The 17,536-nt window shown below is 37.4% G+C and carries 20 protein-coding genes; 18 read left to right on the top strand and 2 right to left on the bottom strand.

What is annotated here, in order from left to right; genetic code table 11:
• The first annotated feature begins 90 nt into the window (after positions 1-90).
• From JEP40_RS03615 to JEP40_RS03530, 18 genes are all read left to right on the top strand, one after another.
• Positions 91-687, top strand: coding sequence for a hypothetical protein (locus JEP40_RS03615; RefSeq protein WP_198622501.1), 597 nt, complete (start codon positions 91-93; stop codon positions 685-687).
• 310 nt (positions 688-997) lie between these two features.
• The gene (locus JEP40_RS03610) at positions 998-1,585 is read left to right on the top strand and encodes a TetR/AcrR family transcriptional regulator (protein WP_198622500.1); all 588 of its coding nucleotides are present in this window, start codon (positions 998-1,000) and stop codon (positions 1,583-1,585) included.
• 26 nt (positions 1,586-1,611) lie between these two features.
• The gene (locus JEP40_RS03605; protein WP_198622499.1) at positions 1,612-2,469 is read left to right on the top strand and encodes a transcriptional regulator; all 858 of its coding nucleotides are present in this window, start codon (positions 1,612-1,614) and stop codon (positions 2,467-2,469) included.
• Complete coding sequence (locus tag JEP40_RS03600; protein WP_198622498.1) at positions 2,469-2,987, top strand: FidL-like protein; 519 nt, start codon at positions 2,469-2,471, stop codon at positions 2,985-2,987. The genes JEP40_RS03605 and JEP40_RS03600 overlap by 1 nt, the downstream gene beginning before the upstream one ends.
• Before the next feature lie 756 nt (positions 2,988-3,743).
• A complete protein-coding gene (locus tag JEP40_RS03595) occupies positions 3,744-4,022 on the top strand; it encodes a BMC domain-containing protein (RefSeq protein WP_004249182.1) in 279 nt (92 codons plus the stop codon).
• Between the two features lie 20 nt (positions 4,023-4,042).
• Positions 4,043-4,327: a BMC domain-containing protein gene (locus JEP40_RS03590; RefSeq protein ID WP_006536329.1), complete on the top strand. Its 285-nt coding sequence runs from the start codon at positions 4,043-4,045 to the stop codon at positions 4,325-4,327.
• 14 nt (positions 4,328-4,341) lie between these two features.
• Positions 4,342-4,620 (top strand): BMC domain-containing protein, encoded by a 279-nt coding sequence (locus JEP40_RS03585; protein WP_006536328.1) that lies wholly within the window; start codon positions 4,342-4,344, stop codon positions 4,618-4,620.
• Between the two features lie 73 nt (positions 4,621-4,693).
• Positions 4,694-6,361: an acetaldehyde dehydrogenase (acetylating) gene (locus JEP40_RS03580; RefSeq protein WP_198622497.1), complete on the top strand. Its 1,668-nt coding sequence runs from the start codon at positions 4,694-4,696 to the stop codon at positions 6,359-6,361.
• A 26-nt stretch (positions 6,362-6,387) separates the two neighbouring features.
• On the top strand, positions 6,388-6,651 hold the full coding sequence (locus tag JEP40_RS03575) for a EutN/CcmL family microcompartment protein (RefSeq protein ID WP_198622496.1): 264 nt from the start codon (positions 6,388-6,390) through the stop codon (positions 6,649-6,651).
• A gap of 7 nt (positions 6,652-6,658) precedes the next feature.
• Positions 6,659-7,807, top strand: coding sequence for a 1-propanol dehydrogenase PduQ (locus JEP40_RS03570; protein WP_166539904.1), 1,149 nt, complete (start codon positions 6,659-6,661; stop codon positions 7,805-7,807).
• Between the two features lie 56 nt (positions 7,808-7,863).
• Positions 7,864-11,292 (top strand): choline trimethylamine-lyase, encoded by a 3,429-nt coding sequence (cutC, locus tag JEP40_RS03565; protein WP_198622495.1) that lies wholly within the window; start codon positions 7,864-7,866, stop codon positions 11,290-11,292.
• A gap of 100 nt (positions 11,293-11,392) precedes the next feature.
• Positions 11,393-12,343 carry a choline TMA-lyase-activating enzyme gene (gene cutD / locus JEP40_RS03560; RefSeq protein ID WP_198622494.1) on the top strand — a complete coding sequence of 317 codons (951 nt, stop codon included), beginning with the start codon at positions 11,393-11,395 and terminating at the stop codon, positions 12,341-12,343.
• Positions 12,344-12,356: 13 nt separating this feature from the next.
• Positions 12,357-12,839 carry a BMC domain-containing protein gene (locus JEP40_RS03555; protein WP_198622493.1) on the top strand — a complete coding sequence of 161 codons (483 nt, stop codon included), beginning with the start codon at positions 12,357-12,359 and terminating at the stop codon, positions 12,837-12,839.
• A complete protein-coding gene (locus tag JEP40_RS03550; protein ID WP_198622492.1) occupies positions 12,839-13,483 on the top strand; it encodes a phosphate propanoyltransferase in 645 nt (214 codons plus the stop codon). Before JEP40_RS03555 ends, JEP40_RS03550 begins: the two co-directional genes overlap by 1 nt.
• 17 nt (positions 13,484-13,500) lie before the next feature.
• Positions 13,501-14,199 (top strand): hypothetical protein, encoded by a 699-nt coding sequence (locus JEP40_RS03545; protein ID WP_198622491.1) that lies wholly within the window; start codon positions 13,501-13,503, stop codon positions 14,197-14,199.
• Between the two features lie 35 nt (positions 14,200-14,234).
• A complete protein-coding gene (locus JEP40_RS03540; RefSeq protein ID WP_198622490.1) occupies positions 14,235-14,651 on the top strand; it encodes a DMT family transporter in 417 nt (138 codons plus the stop codon).
• Positions 14,652-14,751: 100 nt separating this feature from the next.
• Positions 14,752-15,078, top strand: coding sequence for a DMT family transporter (locus JEP40_RS03535; protein WP_004245856.1), 327 nt, complete (start codon positions 14,752-14,754; stop codon positions 15,076-15,078).
• A gap of 207 nt (positions 15,079-15,285) precedes the next feature.
• Complete coding sequence (locus JEP40_RS03530) at positions 15,286-16,713, top strand: protein-tyrosine phosphatase family protein (protein ID WP_198622489.1); 1,428 nt, start codon at positions 15,286-15,288, stop codon at positions 16,711-16,713.
• A 78-nt stretch (positions 16,714-16,791) separates the two neighbouring features.
• Here the strand turns inward: JEP40_RS03530 and JEP40_RS03525 are convergent, their stop codons facing one another.
• Both JEP40_RS03525 and JEP40_RS03520 read right to left on the bottom strand, forming a co-directional pair.
• On the bottom strand, positions 16,792-17,091 hold the full coding sequence (locus JEP40_RS03525; RefSeq protein WP_166539911.1) for a helix-turn-helix domain-containing protein: 300 nt from the start codon (positions 17,089-17,091) through the stop codon (positions 16,792-16,794).
• Positions 17,051-17,437 (bottom strand): type II toxin-antitoxin system RelE/ParE family toxin, encoded by a 387-nt coding sequence (locus JEP40_RS03520; RefSeq protein ID WP_198622488.1) that lies wholly within the window; start codon positions 17,435-17,437, stop codon positions 17,051-17,053. The genes JEP40_RS03525 and JEP40_RS03520 overlap by 41 nt, the downstream gene beginning before the upstream one ends.
• Positions 17,438-17,536 lie beyond the last annotated feature (99 nt).

The following is a 17,536-nucleotide window of genomic DNA, read 5'->3' as shown; positions in this document are numbered from 1 at the left end:
ATGACGGTGGTTTTTTTATATTTAAAATATAATGTTTATTAATAATACTCATTCTAAAAATTAACTTTATTAGTTTATAGGAAGCATTTAATGAGTATTATCGATTCTGTTAGAACGTCGTTTTCACAAATAAAAGCAACAATAGAAAATTTAGATTTAAAAAATAAAATAACGGATTTTTTTTATTATATTGGTTCGAATATCACGGGATTATTTAATAATAATGTTGAATATCGATATCCTGTTATAGAACGTACTATTCGCGATAGCTCTTTTTCTAATACTAATTTACCAAAATACGAAAGATTGTCTGGCGTTCTGTATGGGATAGATAACGAAAATAATAGTAAATATGATTATGAAGAGATAGATAATGACTTAAATAAAATCGAAAGTGATTATGAAGAGATAGATGATTACTTAAATAAAATCGAAAATGATTATGAAGAGATAGATAATGACTTAAATAAAATCGAAAATGATTATGAAGAGATAGATGATTATTTAAACAAAATCGAAAATAATTATGAAGAGATAAGTAATATTTCTCTTCATTCTGACAATATAGATAATAGTGAGAAAGATTTAAATGAGCTTTATAGTAAGATAGATAAAAAAAATACTCCTGAAAAAATAATCGACAAAGCGCATCAAGATGTAGTTGATGCATTTTCTTGGTTAAATTAACTCGATATTAAAATAAAGGAATCAATAAATATTGATTCCTTTATTTTATCTTATCTTATCTATTATTTTTAATGAAGTAGTTAAATCTATCGTTGTTTTTTGATAAAAATCAAATTTAACCCACCTTGAGTTTTTAAATTTATTATTCAGATCAAATTCATAAAATAATTTTAATTTTTTAAATTAAGTTTAATTAAAAAATAAAGGAATGTGAACTCAACTGCATTATTTATATATAATAAGTACGAGTCTAAAAGGGATTGATTTTGATCAATAAGGAACATACCGACTGGTCGGTATTATCCTATGCATGAATACAACTGCACATCACCGAAAAAAAGATCCTATCCGAGTTCAAGAGCAATTATTGGAAGCGGCAAGCGTTATTGTGGCTAATGAAGGAATAGCCTCTCTCTCTTTAAATGCCGTAGCAAAAGAAGCGGGTGTAAGCAAAGGTGGTCTACTTCATCATTTCCCCGGAAAATTAGAATTAGTGCAGGCAGTATTTAAACGGCTATTGGGGATTATGGATAGCCGAATTGCAGTTATTATGGAAAATGATCCTATTGAAGCAGGGCGTTTTTCTCGCGCATATTTAACTTATATCTCTGATTTAAAACAGTCAGACGAAAGTCGTCAATTAGCCATACTGTCTTTGGCTATGCCAAACGAGCCTATTATGCGTAAATGCTGGCGAGATTGGATGCTAGACCATTTAGCCAAAGGCGATAAATTAGATAATAGTTATTTAGGTACTTTAATTCGTTATGCCGCAGACGGTCTTTGGTTATCTGAATTAACAGAAGGTCCTACGATCTCACAAGAGGAGCGTAGCGCATTAGTTGAAAGATTATCTGAAATGACATTTGATTATATGGCAAACACAGTAAATCAGTAATTTTAATCAGGATGAATGAGGGCACAATGAAATACAAAATAAATGCCTTAATTTATTACGACGCAACGGATGGCGCGATATCATTAGAAAAAGACAGTATTGATACACATCTTTCTATTACCGCAAATGCGTTACTTTTTTATTTTATTCAGCACCCTGGAGTGGTTAATCGTGATGAAGTATTAAAACGTGTTTGGGATGATAATGGGCTAGTTTCATCAAACAGTAATTTAAATCAATATTTGAGTTTATTACGCAAAACATTTCGTCATTACGGTATTGAAAATATCATTGTTACCATTGCAAAAGGACGATTAGAGTTTAATCCAGATATTTCTGTTGAGCTAATTGATGACTCAACGCTATTACCTTTAACTCAAATAAATGAAAAAACGCTTTCTTTAGCTGAAGATGAAAATAAAACAATTGTGGAAACAACTCCTTTATCTTCAGTAGTCGATCAAACACCATTAGATACAACACAAAAAGAAGTAACACAAAGAAAACAAAAACCAGAAATTTGTTGGTATTTAACCAGCATTGGTTTTTTATTAGGTACGGTATTTCTTACTGTGATCATCTTTTTTAACCAAAATCAATCAAAGCCAATTTCACTAACGCCACTAACGCATAATAATTGTGAATTACTTTCTAATGAAGCCATGATTAATTCTTCGGTAAGTGATAATTATGTTCGCAATTTTGATGCGGTAAGAAAGAAGCTTAATTTACAGTGTGTGAAAGGTGAGCGATTTGTTTTCTTTTATGGTGATAAATTACAAACAAATGGATTAGGGCGGGTATTTTTAGCGCATTGTGCAAAGAACGAAGATAACCCATTTAGTTATTGTGACAATTACTTTTACTATTCTTGGAAATACTAATGAAAATCTCAGGGAAGCTTTTATGTTTTTTATCGGCCCTGATTTTTATCTTGGTCGCCACTTATGCAGCAACAAGATTATTAACGATTAAAAATGAAGGTGTCATGGTTTGCTCAACCAAAGGCATTATGCGTTTTGAAAATATGGAAGATGAAAATGTAAATGGTAATATTCATTTTTCATTTGGTGCCAATGGTAAAGGATCGATTGTTGTGGAAGGTTATACCACCTCAAAACAAGGGTGGTTGTATTTACAACGTTATGTGAAATTTGATTATACGACCAAGCGTGTTTCGCCGACAGAACGCCACTATTTTATTAGTCAATGGGATGCTAGTGCATCATCAATTGATGAATCCCCAGACGTTATTTTTGATTATTTTATGCGCGAAATGTCAGATAGCCATGATGGACTATTTATTAATGCACAAAAGCTTAATGAGAAAACTTTACTATTAAATTCGCTTAATTCACCCCTCTATATTTGTACCTTAAAACCAGGTAGTAAATTTGATTAACTGCCCTGATTATCTAATTTTATTTTTATAAGGTGGTACCTCTGCTTCCACCTTTTCTGTGTTCTAAGGCCTAATTTATTACACTCCAGTCTTTTGCTTATTTTCTCTGTTATTGCGTGATTACTTATCCTCTTTTACCTTCTTTTGTTGTACAGACTGAAAACATTCCTTAAATAAGCATAAACGCTCAGTTGTAGATTTGTGCCTTTCCAGTAAACGATACTTTTCCCTCTTTATTATTTGTGTAGGTCTCATGTACAGGTGTTAGATAAAGGGTGATCCTTTTCACTCTTTTATACCTGTTGTAAGGGGTTAGATTAAATAAATACATTATCAATATAAAAATAGCACGATTTGTATATAGACTTGATTTAGCCTTTTTCAATTATTGATCTCACGTTGAATTATCAGTGATATTCCGCACATCTTTCCCGTCGATATGTACTGGCTTTTTGCACCTTTTAAACATCCTCCTAACAAAGTTAATTTGCCTATTTTTTAATCTATTTTTTGTGGTGATTGATAAATTTATAATGATGAAAAAGATAAATAAACAGCATAGTTAAATAAATAGAGAGATAAAAAACACTAAATAGCAGAGTTAAATTCTATATGCATTCATATCATGGATTTATATTTTGTTTTCTTTTTTGCGCGTTATAGTGATTTTGAAACCAACGTCTGCGTTTAAAAAATCACCACGCAGACACAATGGGCAAACGTAAACCGTTAAACGGCTTCTCGGAGGAAATGAAAATGGGTGATGCATTAGGTCTGATCGAAACCAAAGGTCTGGTGGCATGTATTGAAGCCGCTGACGCTATGTGTAAAGCCGCGAACGTTGAACTTATTGGCTATGAAAATGTGGGTTCAGGTCTCGTGACTGCGATGGTGAAAGGCGACGTAGGCGCAGTGAAAGCTGCAGTGGATTCAGGTGTGGAGTCAGCACAACGCGTGGGTGAAGTTGTTACATCGCTCGTGATTGCTCGTCCTCACAATGACATCAACAAAATAGTTATCAAACACAAGGCATAGTTTTTGCTTTAGGAGAACGTATGGGTGATGCATTAGGACTTATTGAAACTCAAGGGCTGGTGGCTTGTATTGAAGCTGCCGACGCGATGTGTAAAGCGGCAAATGTTGAATTAATCGGCTACGAAAATGTGGGTTCAGGTTTAGTAACTGCAATGGTGAAAGGTGATGTAGGTGCCGTTAAAGCTGCTGTGGAATCTGGCTTAGAAGCTGCTCAACGTGTTGGTACTGTTGTGACTTCATTAGTCATCGCTCGTCCACATAACGATATTCAAAAAATCGTTGCCCAGTACAAAGTGACTGAATAACGAAGGAAATAAATATGAAAGAAGCACTAGGTCTAGTTGAAACCAAAGGTCTTGTCGCTTGCATTGAAGCTGCAGATGCAATGTGTAAAGCAGCCAATGTTGAACTGATTGGTTATGAAAACGTCGGTTCAGGTTTAGTGACAGCTATGGTGAAAGGCGATGTCGGTGCAGTAAATGCAGCGGTTGAGTCAGGTGTTGAAGCGGCAAAACGTATCGGCACTGTGGTGACTTCTCGTGTTATTGCAAGACCACATAACGATATCGAGAAAATCGCACAACAGCATAAAGCCTAATTATTCAGGCGTGCTGTAAAGCAAAGAAATAAGTTATTCAGCTAAATTTTTTAACTCCTGTATGGGGGAAGACATGGTTGCATTAGATAAAGATTTGCAATCCAGACAACTAGCTCGTGAGCTAGTTCGTAACGCGAAAAATGCACAACTTGTTTATGCTAAATTTTCGCAGGAAAAAATCGACAGTATTGTAAAACACATCGCATTTGAAGCCGCTCGCCACGCAGAAGAGCTGGCAAAAATGGCAAACGAAGAGACAGGCTTTGGTAAGTGGGAAGACAAAGTTCTGAAGAATACCTTCGCGTCATTGCGTGTGTATGAGCATATGAAAGACATGAAGACCGTTGGCATTATCAATGACGATAAAGTGAAAAAAGTCATGGATGTTGGCGTGCCTTTAGGTGTTATCACGGCGTTAGTACCTTCAACTAATCCAACATCAACCATTATCTATAAAACCCTAATTGCACTGAAAGCGGGTAATGCGATTATTTTCTCTCCACACCCAAATGCAAAACAGTGCAGTTTCCGTGCGTTAGAAATTGTTAAAAAAGCGGCTTTAGAGGCTGGAGCACCCGCAGGTATTGTTGATGGTGTGACATTACTGACTCTGGAAGCGACAAAAGAATTAATGCACAGCAAAGATGTGTCATTAATTTTAGCTACGGGTGGTGAAGGTATGGTGCGTGCTGCTTATGCATCAGGTACACCAACCATCAGTGGTGGCCCAGGTAATGGCCCCGCTTTCATCGAACGCAGTGCAGATATCAAAAAAGCAGTGAGCGATATCATCACCAGTAAAACATTCGACAATGGAGTTATCTGTGCATCAGAGCAATCCATTATCGTTGAACGTTGCATTTATAACGAGGTTCACCGTGAGCTATTAGCGCAAGGTGCTTACTTTATGAATGACGAAGAAGCAACCAAAGTGGCTTCAATGTTACTGCGTGCTAACGGCACAATTAACCCTGCGGTCGTGGGTAAAGATGCGATTTATTTAAGTCAGCGTGCAGGTTTTAGTGTGCCAGCAAATACGCGTGTATTAATCGCATTACAAGATACTGTTTCACCTAAAAATCCGTATTCACGCGAAAAATTATGCCCAATCTTAGGAATGTATATCGAAGAAGATTGGAAATCGGCGTGCGATCGCGTAGTGCAATTACTGACTAATGAAGGCTTAGGTCATACCTTAGTTATTCATACTAAAAATGAAGATGTTATTCGTCAGTTCTCTCTAGAAAAACCAGTTAACCGTATTCTGATTAATACTCCAGCAGCATTAGGTGGCATCGGTGCAACTACTAATATTACTCCAGCATTAACCTTAGGCTGTGGGGCTGTAGGTGGCGGTTCTAGCTCTGACAATGTCGGCCCAATGAACTTACTGAATATTCGTAAAGTAGGTTATGGCGTGCGTACCGTCGAAGAGTTGAAACAACCTTGTCCTTTAGCACAAGAAGCTACTCAACCTGCTGTTTCTGCTTGCTCTGTTTCCAGTGCAAATCACCAGACCAGCATTCTTGATGATGATCGTTTTCGTTCACCTTCTTTAACCCCTGTTCATGCTGAATGTGCAACTGCACAACGTCAAACTCAAGGTGATGATCGCTTTGGCGCGTCTCCTTATGCAACGACGGTAAGTGCTTGCGCGCAACAAGTGATTGAACAAGGTGATATTACCGAAGAAAACGTGGAACGCATTATCAAGGAAGTTCTCGGACGTCTGAGTAAATAACTCATTGATATAAGGCGATATAAACCATGATCCTCGCAAAGGTAATCGGACACGTAGTAGCGACACAAAAAAGTCCAGAACTTAAAGGTAGCAATTTATTAATGATTGCCACTTTAGATGATGAGCTTAACCCACTGAAAAACAAAACTTATGTTGCAGTGGACAGTGTAGGTGCAGGTATCAACGATGTTGTGTTGGCTGAAGAATACTTTGCACTGAACAAAGAACGTTACAAAGCGATGTCAGTGGTTGCCATTGTTGAGAAGGTTTATCGGGACAGTAAGGAGTAATAACGACATGAGTGAGTTTCTGATAAAACCCAAAATTCAGTTTGGCACCAATGCACTGAATTTTCTCTCTGGGTTAACTGCCCGCCGCGCATTTGTGGTGACAGATAAAGCAATGGTGAAGTTTGGCTTTGCAAATAAAGTTACCGATAAATTATTGCAACGGGGTATCGAGTTCCAAGTTTACGATGATGTTGCGTCAGATCCTGATATTTCAGCCATTGTAAGTGGTATGAAAATCATGGATGCCCATTATCCAGATTTGGTTATCGCACTCGGTGGTGGGTCTGTAATTGATGCCGCGAAAGCCGTTATGTACTCCCTCTGGCATACCCGTAAAGAAAGCAACAGAACAAAACCACAATTTATTGCGATCCCAACCACTAGTGGTACAGGTTCGGAAGTGACCTCCTTTTCAGTGATCAAGTCACGCAGTGAAAAATTGGTCTTGGTTGATGAGTTTATGTTGCCTGATGTCGCCATTCTCGATCCTGAGCTGGTGAAGTCTGTACCGCCAGCAATTACGGCTGATACGGGAATGGATGTGCTTTGCCATGCACTAGAAGCGTATGTTTCTAAAGCTGCTTCTGATTTTTCTGATGCAATGGCAGAGAAAGCCGTCAAGTTAGTATTTAGCCATCTTATTGATTGTCATCATCAAGGCGATAACTTACTTGCTCGTGAAAAAATGCATAACGCATCTTGTATTGCAGGGATGGCATTTACTAACGCTTCACTGGGTATTACACACAGTCTTGCTCACGCATTAGGGGGTGTCTTTCATGTTCCTCATGGTCGAGCGAATGCACTATTGATGACGCATGTTATTGCTTTTAATGCCAACTTTCATGGTGATTGCAATAGTGAAGCCGCAAAACGTTACGCCTATCTTGCTCAAAGCTTAGGACTTCCGGCTAACACAGTAAGAGAAGGGGTCACCAGTTTAATCGTTGCCATTAATGTATTGAAAGATGAAATGGGTATGCCGAAGAGTATTCGCGATACCGGTGTCAGTGAAGCGGACTTTTATGCCCGTTTAACGGAAATGGTCGGACAGGCTTTACGAGATAGCTGTACGCCGACAAATCCGCGTGACGTAAACACACACCAATTAGAAACATTGTATCGTCAGGCATTTGCCGGTGTATCACACAGTTAATGCTCAACCGAATTAATACCGATTAGGTCAAGTAAAGAACATCAGGAGAGCCTCACATGGCCAAATATTCTTTGACGCCACGCGTAAAAATGCTGGCAGAACGTTTAGTTTCACGTAATAGCTCCATCAGCACAGAGCGTGCAACCATTTTTGATTCATTAAACAACAGCATTGCAGGTGTGCCTCAAGCGATTAAACCTGCGCAACGTTTTTATGAATTTATTCGTCATTTTCCAAGCTACATTGCACAAGATGAATTGATTATCGGCAGTCAATCATCAACACCACGTGGCGCAATTTTCCATACTGAAGAAGAAGTGCGTAGCGACTCTATCTACCGTTTCTTAAGTATTAATAACAGTGTTACATCACCAGATTATATGCTGGTGGTAAACCAAGGTTTCTTAGCAATCAAAGCACAGCTTGAAGACAGAATTAGAAGCATTGGCAGTGCGGTAAATCGTAGCAGTATGGACGAAGCCAATTTTTGTAAATCCGCCATTTATGCGTGTGATGCAGCGCTTTATTTTGCACAAATTCTCTCAGCAAAAGCAGAGAATTTAGCTGCAATGGAAAGTAACCCATACCGTAAAGCAGAATTATTAGATAGCGCTGCGGTATTACGTAAAGTACCCGCAAAACCAGCAGAAACCTTTAAGGAAGCGGTTCAAGTTTTCTATTTACTGCAATTAGTCTTACATCTGGAAAATGGTAGTTATGCCATCAATCCAATGGGATTTGATAAAGCACTTTATCCATTCTATCAACGTGATCTCGACCAAGGCCGTTTAACTCAAGCACAGGCTTATGAAATCGTTGAAAGTGTTTGGCTGAAATTAGCAGAGCTTTCCGAAGTACGTGCGACCAAAGAAGTTGATGGCTATCCAATGTTTGATGCCATGACTCAGGGGGTTGATATTAACGATCCTCGAGTAAGCATCAACGAATTATCAGAAATGCTGCTATCAGCGCGCGCGAATTTGTCAACATTACACAGTTCACTGCAAGTGCGTTTATACAACGGTCGTATGAATTCACAGCCACAATATGCTGCACCTTCAGCGAGTGTTGTTGCACCAACGGCAGACGCGAGTGAATTCAAAGTGATGGAAGGTTTAACGCCTCGCTTACAACGTTTACGTAACCGTTATTTAGAAGCACGTCCAAGCGTTTCTATCTACAGAGCATTAGCATTTACTGAGATTGCTCGTAATAATCCAGGTCTACCGCCGATTTTACTACGTGCAAAAGCATTCCGTCGTGCTTGTGAAACCGCACCTATTTTAATTCAAGATGAAGAGCTCATTGTTGGGCATCCTTGTGGAAAACCGCGTGCTGGTGCTTTCTCTCCTGATATTGCATGGCGTTGGGTTCGTGATGAACTCGATACCATGAGCACGCGTCCACAAGATCCATTCCAAATTTCAGAAGAAGACAAAAAAGTCATTCGTGAAGAGATTGTTCCATTCTGGGAAGGCCGTTCTCTGGATGAGATCTGTGAAGCACAATATCGCGAAGCAGGTGTGTGGGAGTTTAGTGGTGAAACTTTTGTGAGTGATCTTTCTTATCACCAAATCAATGGTGGTGGCGATACTTGCCCTGGTTATGACGTTCTGTTATTCACCAAAGGTATGAACGGTATTAAAGCTGATGCACAAGCGAAATTAGCTGAATTAAACATGGAAAATCCGGCTGATATCGACCGTATCTACTTCTATAAAGCGTCTATTGAAAGCTGTGAAGGTGTGATTGCTTACGCTCATCGGATTGCCGAACATGCGCGTGAATTAGCATCAAAAGAGAGCAACCCTCAACGTCGTGAAGAGTTACTGACGATTGCTCAAGTCAACGAAAATGTACCAGCGAATCCACCAAAAACACTGCAAGAAGCTCTGCAAAGTATTTGGACGGTAGAGTCACTGTTTGAAGTTGAAGAAAACCAAACGGGTCTTTCTTTAGGTCGCTTAGACCAATACTGCTTCCCAATGTATGAAAACGACATTAAATCAGGGCGTTTAACTCGCGAGCAAGCACTGGAAATGATGCAAGCCTTTATCATCAAATGTGCTGAATTAATGTGGATGTCGAGTGAGTTAGGGGCGAAATATTTTGCAGGTTATCAGCCATTTATCAACTTAACCATTGGTGGACAAAAACGTACAGGTGGTGATGCGTGTAATGATTTAACTTACCTAATTATGGATGCTGTGCGTTTTGTAAAAGTGTATCAACCATCGTTAGCGTGTCGTATTCATAACCAATCACCACAGCAATACATGGAAAAAATTGTGGATGTAGTTAAAGCCGGTATGGGCTTTCCTGCATGTCACTTCGATGATTCTCATATCAAGATGATGTTGCGTAAAGGCTTCGATTTTGAGGATGCGCGTGACTACTGCTTGATGGGTTGTGTTGAACCACAAAAATCAGGCCGTATTTATCAATGGACATCAACGGGTTACACCCAATGGCCTATTGCTATTGAGTTTGTATTAAACCGTGGCCGTATGGTGCTGTTTGATAGCTATCAAGGTCTAGATACAGGTGATTTACGTGACCTGCGTACTTATGAAGATTTCGATAGAGCAGTGAAAGCGCAAGTTGCTCATATTGTTCGTTTATCAGCAATCGGTACTGTGATCAGCCAACGTGTTCACCGTGATATTGCACCAAAACCATTAATGTCTTTGCTCGTTGAAGGTTGTATGGAACAAGGTAAAGACGTGACTGCAGGCGGCGCAATGGTTAACCATGGCCCAGGTCTGATCTTCTCTGGCTTAGCGACTTATGTAGACTCAATGGCTGCTATTCGTAAGTTAGTTTACGAAGATAAAAAATACACCTTAGAACAAATTCGTGACGGTCTATTGGCTAATTTTGAAGGCCAAGAAGAGCTATTACGTGACTGCTTGAACGCGCCAAAATTTGGTAACGATGATGATGTTGTTGACCAATATGCGTTGGATATAACGGAATGGACTGAGCGTGAATGTCGTAAATACAAGATGCTCTACTCCACATTCAGTCATGGCACGCTGTCTATCTCTAATAATACGCCAATTGGCGAGTTAACCGCCGCTACACCAAATGGTCGTTTGGCATGGAAACCATTGTCAGATGGTATCAGCCCAACACAGGGTGCGGATAAACATGGCCCAACTGCGATTATTAAATCAATCAGTAAGATGAATGTTGAAACCATGAATATCGGTATGGTTCATAACTTCAAATTCCTGAAAGGATTGTTAGATACCAATGAAGGTCGCCAAGGTTTAATTACCTTATTAAGAACGGCATCCATTTTGGGTAACGGCCAGATGCAATTTAGCTATGTCGATAATGAAGTGCTGAAAAAAGCGCAATTAGAGCCTGAAAAATACCGTGACTTAATCGTCCGTGTTGCTGGCTATAGTGCTTACTTCGTTGAATTATGTAAAGAAGTTCAGGATGAAATTATCAGTCGTACTGTGATTGAGAAATTCTAATTACAGCCATAGGGATGGCGCAGGCTATCCCTTTTAATCGACAAGACAAGATTTAAATTTATCGAACAAGGATGTTTGATGCAGATTTGGAGGCGTAAAGATGGAGACGGCGGCAGAAATAAGAGGGCGGATATTTAATATCCAGAAATACTCTATTTATGATGGTGATGGTATTCGTACTCTCGTTTTCTTAAAAGGCTGTAATATCCGCTGCCCTTGGTGTTCCAATCCAGAAGGTCTCAGCAGTGAGTTTCAAGTGATGTACTCTCACGACAAATGTGTGGATTGCGGTAAATGTGTCGATGTTTGTCCTGCGGGGGTGCATTACATGACAACCAATGAAAGTGGTAAGCAAGTTCACCGTGTTGATCGTGGTGTTGATTGCATCGGTTGTCGTAAATGTGAAGAGGTCTGTATCTCGGATGCGCTTGATATTATGGGAAAAGATGTTTCTGTTTCTGAACTAATGAAAATCATCATGCAAGATTATGACTTTTACATCTCTTCAGGGGGAGGTGTCACAATCGGTGGCGGTGAAATGAGTTTACAAACTGATTTTGCGGTTGCGCTTTTACGAGAATGTAAAAAGATGATGATCAATACCGCGGTGGAAACACAAGCGACCACTAACGTGGCTAATTATGAAAAATTAGCGCAAGTCGTTGATCAATTTCTGATTGATATCAAACACATTGATACTGCTCAGCATAAAGCGTTATTTGGTGTTGGTAATGAAAATGTCCGTCGTAATTTAGAACGTTTAATGGATCTCGGTGCCAATGTAGTTATTCGTATGCCATTAGTTCGCGGCTACAACGACTCTTATGATGCAATTACGGGAGCAATTAATTATGCCATGGAGCTATCAAAACGCGGCAATATTCAGCGCATTGATATTCTTCCTTATCACCAATTTGGGCGTAATAAATACGAAAAATTGGAAATGATTTATCCAATAAAAACCGATCCTAGTTATACACCAGAAGAGTTAGACAGTTTAGAAGCCTTCTTTAAGAAATTTGATTTCGATATCCGTCTTGTCCGTCACTAAGTAGGAGAGAAAGATGAACAGTTTAGGTGTGATTGAAACACGAGGATTAACCGCAGCCATTCAAGCTGCAGATGCAGCTTGTAAAGCGGCAAACGTGGAAATTATTGGATACCGAAAAGTAGGATCTGGCTTGGTATCTGTCTGTTTTCAAGGTGAGATCAGTGCAGTAAAAACGGCAGTTGATCATGGTGTTGATGTGGTGAGCCAAAAAGAGCTGGTGATTGGTTCATTAGTTATCGCAAGACCAGAACCAAGCGTTATCACTAAATTACTGACCATAAAAAGTAAGAAAAAAGTACCTGCTACTGAAAAAACGCCAGAAATTGCTCTTGAAACAGTCGTTGAAGCCCCTGTTAAAAGCGAAGTTGAGAAGCTAGAGGTCGCAAAAGCAGTTGAAGATTTACCAGCTCAAAATATTGCCACTGAAACTAAGACAGACAAAGTACAAAGTAGTAAGAAAGAGATCAAACCAGAAAGCCGTAAAGGTAAAAAATAATGATTAATCAACAACTCATGGGAAAAATCCTCTCGCGTTTGCCTGTACATGGTGTGATATCGGGAGAGACGCAAGGAATGGCAATCCCTGTTGGTATTTCCAATCGGCATGTACATCTTTCACAACAAGATGTTGAAGCATTATTTGGCAAAGGTTATCAACTCACCCCGTTTAAAGATCTTAAACAGCCGGGTCAGTTTGCAGCAAAAGAGTGTGTGATTGTCGTGGGATCTAAAGGTTCGATTAGCAAAGTTCGTGTTTTAGGACCTGTTCGTCCACAAAGCCAATTAGAAATTTCAAAAGCTGACTGTTTTGCATTAGGTGTAAAAGCACCAGTGCGTGAATCGGGTGATTTAGTTGGTTCTGGCAATGCTGTTTTAATGGGGCCTGCGGGTCATGTTGAATTAAAAGAGCAAGTCATTTGCGCACAACGCCATATTCATATGAGTGAAATTGACGCCAGAATGTTAAACGTCATCAATGGGCAAAAGGTACATGTAAAAACAGAAGGTGAGCGTAGCCTGATTTTTGATGAGGTCGTTGTTCGTGTTAGTGATAAATTTGCTTTGGAATTTCATATAGATACTGATGAAGCTAATGCTGCCGGGCTTCGCAATAATGATAGTGTATTTATTGTCAGCTAAAACAATGAGGTGACGTAATGGACGATCAGTTAATAGAAAGGATTGTTGCTGAAATAGAAAAAAGAATGAAAAAGTCGGTGTTGTTAGCACTTACCCCTGCACCGGGATACCAAGATGAAATCTGCCAACGTATCAATACTTTTTCTCATATTCGATTTTCTCTATTTGTCACAACACCGGCACAAGCGTGCCATGATTTGTCGAAATGGCGTCATCTAGGTGATATGTATAAAGCGGACGAGTTTGATGTTAATAATTTATCTTCTTATCACACTTTATTCGTTCCCTATTTCGATAAAAAGCTGGTGGGTGAAATTGTTAACGGATTATCAATGAGTGAAGAAGGAAAATTAATTCATTCAGCATTAGCTCAAAATATTCCTGTTATGGCACTACCTTATTTTTGCCAACCAGAAAGTGAATTAAATGAGATTTTAGGTTTAAATAAAAATAAAGAGTACAACCTGCTTATTCAGGAAAATATTAAACGATTAAAGTTATTAGGTATTTGTTTTTATTCCATCAATGAAATAGAAACTCACCTAACTGATAATAATCATAATAAAAAACCTGAATATTATCCTGAAATCAAAAAAGAGAATAATAATCGCTATATTACTTTAAATGAAGTAATGAATAAGCCTGGAGAATACTGTTTATCACAAGATAAATTGACGGATTCTGCTATTGAATATTTAAAAAATTTAAAAAGTTAATATTAAATTATATCTGATAACTCAGGAGTATTATTATGTCACCAAAAGCTAAATCATGGCTTTGGATGCTGGCGGTCATTATTTCAGAAACCTCAGCAACCTCTACCTTAAAAATGTTTGATAATAGTGAAGGTACAACTAAAACATTATTATTAGGCCTAATTGTTGTTCTTTATGTTATTTGTTATTACTCATTATCGCGTGCAGTGAAAAACATTCCAGTTGGTTTAGCTTATGCAACATGGTCTGGTACAGGTATATTAGTGGTTTCTTCTTTAGGTATGTTGTTTTATGGTCAACATCCTGATACTGCGGCAATGATAGGTATGGCGGTTATTGCCAGTGGTATTGTAATTATGAATCTCTTTTCCAAAATGGGATCAGAAGAAGAGGAAGAAGAGACAACAGAAACGCCTAATATTAAACAGGCAGTATCGCCAATTAATAAATAAATCTATTTCTTAATAACTCTATTTTTTAATAAGTCTATTTTTCAATAAATTTATTCTTTGATAAATAAATTTTTTATTAAAATAAATAAGGATAACAATTATGTTTACCGGATTCTTATGGCTGGCGCTGTCTATCGGTTCTGAAATCACAGGCACGTCTATGATAAAAAAAACAAATGGCTTTAGTAAATTAGCGCCTTCTGTATTAGTTATTGCTGCTTACTGTATCTGTTATTTTGCCTTAACGCGTGCAATGGGATATATCCCTGTTGGTGTGGCGTATTCACTGTGGTGTGGATTTGGTATTGTCGGTGTGACATTAGTTGCGATGATTTTATATAAACAAAAACCAGATTTACCGGCTATATTCTCCATGGCATTGATTATTTCTGGTGGGATAATTATGAATACATTTTCTACAATGTAAGCTAACTTTATAAATTAGATATTGATTTTACCTTTTTAACTTAAATGCCGATATGTTATTAAAATGTATTGGCATTTTTATAATTGATTTTTTCTCTTTCTTAAAATGAACATTGGTTAGAAAAGAAGTTTTTTTTATATTTTAAATTTTAAGTAAATATAATATTTGGAGGTTTTTATTTAAATGTAAATTATAAAAGGATCAAATATGTTTTCAAAAATAAATTTTTTGGGTAGTCCAAATGTTGAGAAAATAAATAGAAATTCCGAAACTAAGTATGTTAAGGGAAAGAATGCTTCTCATAATAGTATTAGTCATATTAATAATACAAATCAAAAACTAGACGCACCTAATCTAGAACAAAAAGCAGTGGTGAAGGGAAATACTCCATTATGTACCCCTACACAAATTCAACAAATATATAATCAATCAAGTAGTGTTGATAATCCGCCAGCCTTACCGCCTAAGGGCGCTAAAGTGAATAATCCACCAGCCTTACCGCCTAAGGGCGCTAAAGTGAATATTCCACCAGCCTTACCGCCTAAGGGCGCTAAAGTGAATAATCCACCAGTCTTACCGCCTAAATGTGCTAAAGTGAATAATCCGCCAGTCTTACCACCTAGAAGAATACAAGAAAATATTCTACCTAGAGCATCAAGAAATACTACACAGGGTGTGAGTACACAAGTACCTACTCAGACAAAATCATTCAGTATTTTAAAACCTACACCTTATTATTTTGATGCGGAAGGTAACAAAAAAATAGCGAATTCTTCAGACTTTTTAATAACTGTAAACAGTAGACTAAAGCATAATGTGTTAGATAAAGAGGATAAATTAAACGAGAGTGAAAAATTATTTAATAATTTGATATCAAAGAATTATTTACATTCTAGATATAAAACAGTAAATAATTCTAGATTTGGAATAGAGTTATGTAGCGAAAGTTTATTAAAATATAATAATATTAAGTTACCTGCTAATATCATTAGCGGTACTCCAGGTAACGCTTTAAGAATTGCTTCACAATATCCTAAAAGTGATGGGGAAAATATGGCGAATTATTTAAATTCTCTAATAGATAATAATATTGATACCGTTTATGTTCTCGCATCAGATGATGATATTAAATCTAAACTAATAAATGATAATAAATATTTTATGAATAATCATACCTATGATGATGTAAATATAAAAGATAATCCTAATAAGCATAAAATATTTATCAGTGGTAAAAAAGATCTTTTAGATCTAAATACTTATCCTAAAATAATAGATTCATCATTGAGAAAAAAGGAAGTAAATTTTGTTCATATTCATAATTGGAAAGATCACACTGCAGTAGATGCAACAAAACTAAAAGAGACACTCTCCTTATTAAGAGAACAATTAGGTATCTCTCCTCATTCAAATAGTTTGATACATTGTCTTGCTGGTATTGGTAGAACGATGGAAATGTTTCTTGTTGAAAAAATGATGGATCTGTCGCCTGCTGAAAAACAAAATACAAGTTTAGAAGAAATGGTACATGAAATAAGAGAAAAAAGAACACCATTAGCACTGTATGAAATTGGGCAACTTGCAGAATTAACAACGTTTGCTTTGGAAAACGGCATCCCACTATTAAAAAAATAACTCCTATTAAATAAAATCCCCATTGCATTCACAATGGGGATCGGTTTTACGACATTACTGTTTGTTATTTCTCTAAATTTAAAGATGGAAAACACGATCTTCACCCGTAGGTAATTCAATCGTTAAGCTAAGTTTGCCGCCTAAAGCTTCAACATAGCGTTTTAATGTTGCCAGTTTTAGATCGTTACCTCTTTGCTCTATTTGGGTAATTGCAGGTTGAGAAATTCCTAAATGAGTAGCAAGTTCTCTTTGCGAAATATTTAACTCTTCTCTTAAGATTTGTAACCCTGTTTCTAGTATCAATTCATCAGCCATTTTTTTTATACGTTCTTGGCTATCAGGAGAACGTTCTGCGATAGCTTGTTGAAGTGTTTTCATTGTCTTCTCTTATTGATAAAAGATATGAGGTAAATTCCCGATCCGCTATATGGATCATCGTTTGGTAAAATTTCTTATTGTTAGCTTTATTTCCTGCACATAGCACAATGGCTTTTCTAGTTGGAACAAACGCAAAAAATATTCGTATAGGTTTTCCTGTGTGTTGTATTCGGAGCTCTTTCATATTCGGATATTTTGAACCTTTGATGTTATCAGCATGTGGCCTTGGTAACCTAGGTCCATAAATCTCTAAATTCTGTAAGGCCGCTAAAACGCGTTCTTGTAACTCGCTGTTTTGTTCTAATAACCAAGAGTCGAAATTATTTGTAAAGAATACATTCCACACAGCTCACCTCATATAAGTTATAACTCATTTATAGGCTAATAAGCTACAACTTATATTTTAATACTCGTTAGAGTAGCAATGTAGTGTTTATTTTTCAAA

Source organism: Proteus vulgaris (assembly GCF_016239305.1).
GTDB lineage: Bacteria > Pseudomonadota > Gammaproteobacteria > Enterobacterales > Enterobacteriaceae > Proteus > Proteus vulgaris_C.
This window is presented reverse-complemented; position numbering and strand designations above follow the sequence as displayed.

Bases quoted from the DNA above. Each gene is read 5' to 3' on its own strand.
- JEP40_RS03615 (WP_198622501.1), top strand. From the start codon at position 91: ATGAGTATTATCGATTCTGTTAGAACGTCGTTTTCACAAATAAAAGCA.
- JEP40_RS03610 (WP_198622500.1), top strand. From the start codon at position 998: ATGAATACAACTGCACATCACCGAAAAAAAGATCCTATCCGAGTTCAA.
- JEP40_RS03605 (WP_198622499.1), top strand. From the start codon at position 1,612: ATGAAATACAAAATAAATGCCTTAATTTATTACGACGCAACGGATGGC.
- JEP40_RS03600 (WP_198622498.1), top strand. From the start codon at position 2,469: ATGAAAATCTCAGGGAAGCTTTTATGTTTTTTATCGGCCCTGATTTTT.
- JEP40_RS03595 (WP_004249182.1), top strand. From the start codon at position 3,744: ATGGGTGATGCATTAGGTCTGATCGAAACCAAAGGTCTGGTGGCATGT.
- JEP40_RS03590 (WP_006536329.1), top strand. From the start codon at position 4,043: ATGGGTGATGCATTAGGACTTATTGAAACTCAAGGGCTGGTGGCTTGT.
- JEP40_RS03585 (WP_006536328.1), top strand. From the start codon at position 4,342: ATGAAAGAAGCACTAGGTCTAGTTGAAACCAAAGGTCTTGTCGCTTGC.
- JEP40_RS03580 (WP_198622497.1), top strand. From the start codon at position 4,694: ATGGTTGCATTAGATAAAGATTTGCAATCCAGACAACTAGCTCGTGAG.
- JEP40_RS03575 (WP_198622496.1), top strand. From the start codon at position 6,388: ATGATCCTCGCAAAGGTAATCGGACACGTAGTAGCGACACAAAAAAGT.
- JEP40_RS03570 (WP_166539904.1), top strand. From the start codon at position 6,659: ATGAGTGAGTTTCTGATAAAACCCAAAATTCAGTTTGGCACCAATGCA.
- cutC (WP_198622495.1), top strand. From the start codon at position 7,864: ATGGCCAAATATTCTTTGACGCCACGCGTAAAAATGCTGGCAGAACGT.
- cutD (WP_198622494.1), top strand. From the start codon at position 11,393: ATGGAGACGGCGGCAGAAATAAGAGGGCGGATATTTAATATCCAGAAA.
- JEP40_RS03555 (WP_198622493.1), top strand. From the start codon at position 12,357: ATGAACAGTTTAGGTGTGATTGAAACACGAGGATTAACCGCAGCCATT.
- JEP40_RS03550 (WP_198622492.1), top strand. From the start codon at position 12,839: ATGATTAATCAACAACTCATGGGAAAAATCCTCTCGCGTTTGCCTGTA.
- JEP40_RS03545 (WP_198622491.1), top strand. From the start codon at position 13,501: ATGGACGATCAGTTAATAGAAAGGATTGTTGCTGAAATAGAAAAAAGA.
- JEP40_RS03540 (WP_198622490.1), top strand. From the start codon at position 14,235: ATGTCACCAAAAGCTAAATCATGGCTTTGGATGCTGGCGGTCATTATT.
- JEP40_RS03535 (WP_004245856.1), top strand. From the start codon at position 14,752: ATGTTTACCGGATTCTTATGGCTGGCGCTGTCTATCGGTTCTGAAATC.
- JEP40_RS03530 (WP_198622489.1), top strand. From the start codon at position 15,286: ATGTTTTCAAAAATAAATTTTTTGGGTAGTCCAAATGTTGAGAAAATA.
- JEP40_RS03525 (WP_166539911.1), bottom strand. From the start codon at position 17,091: ATGAAAACACTTCAACAAGCTATCGCAGAACGTTCTCCTGATAGCCAA.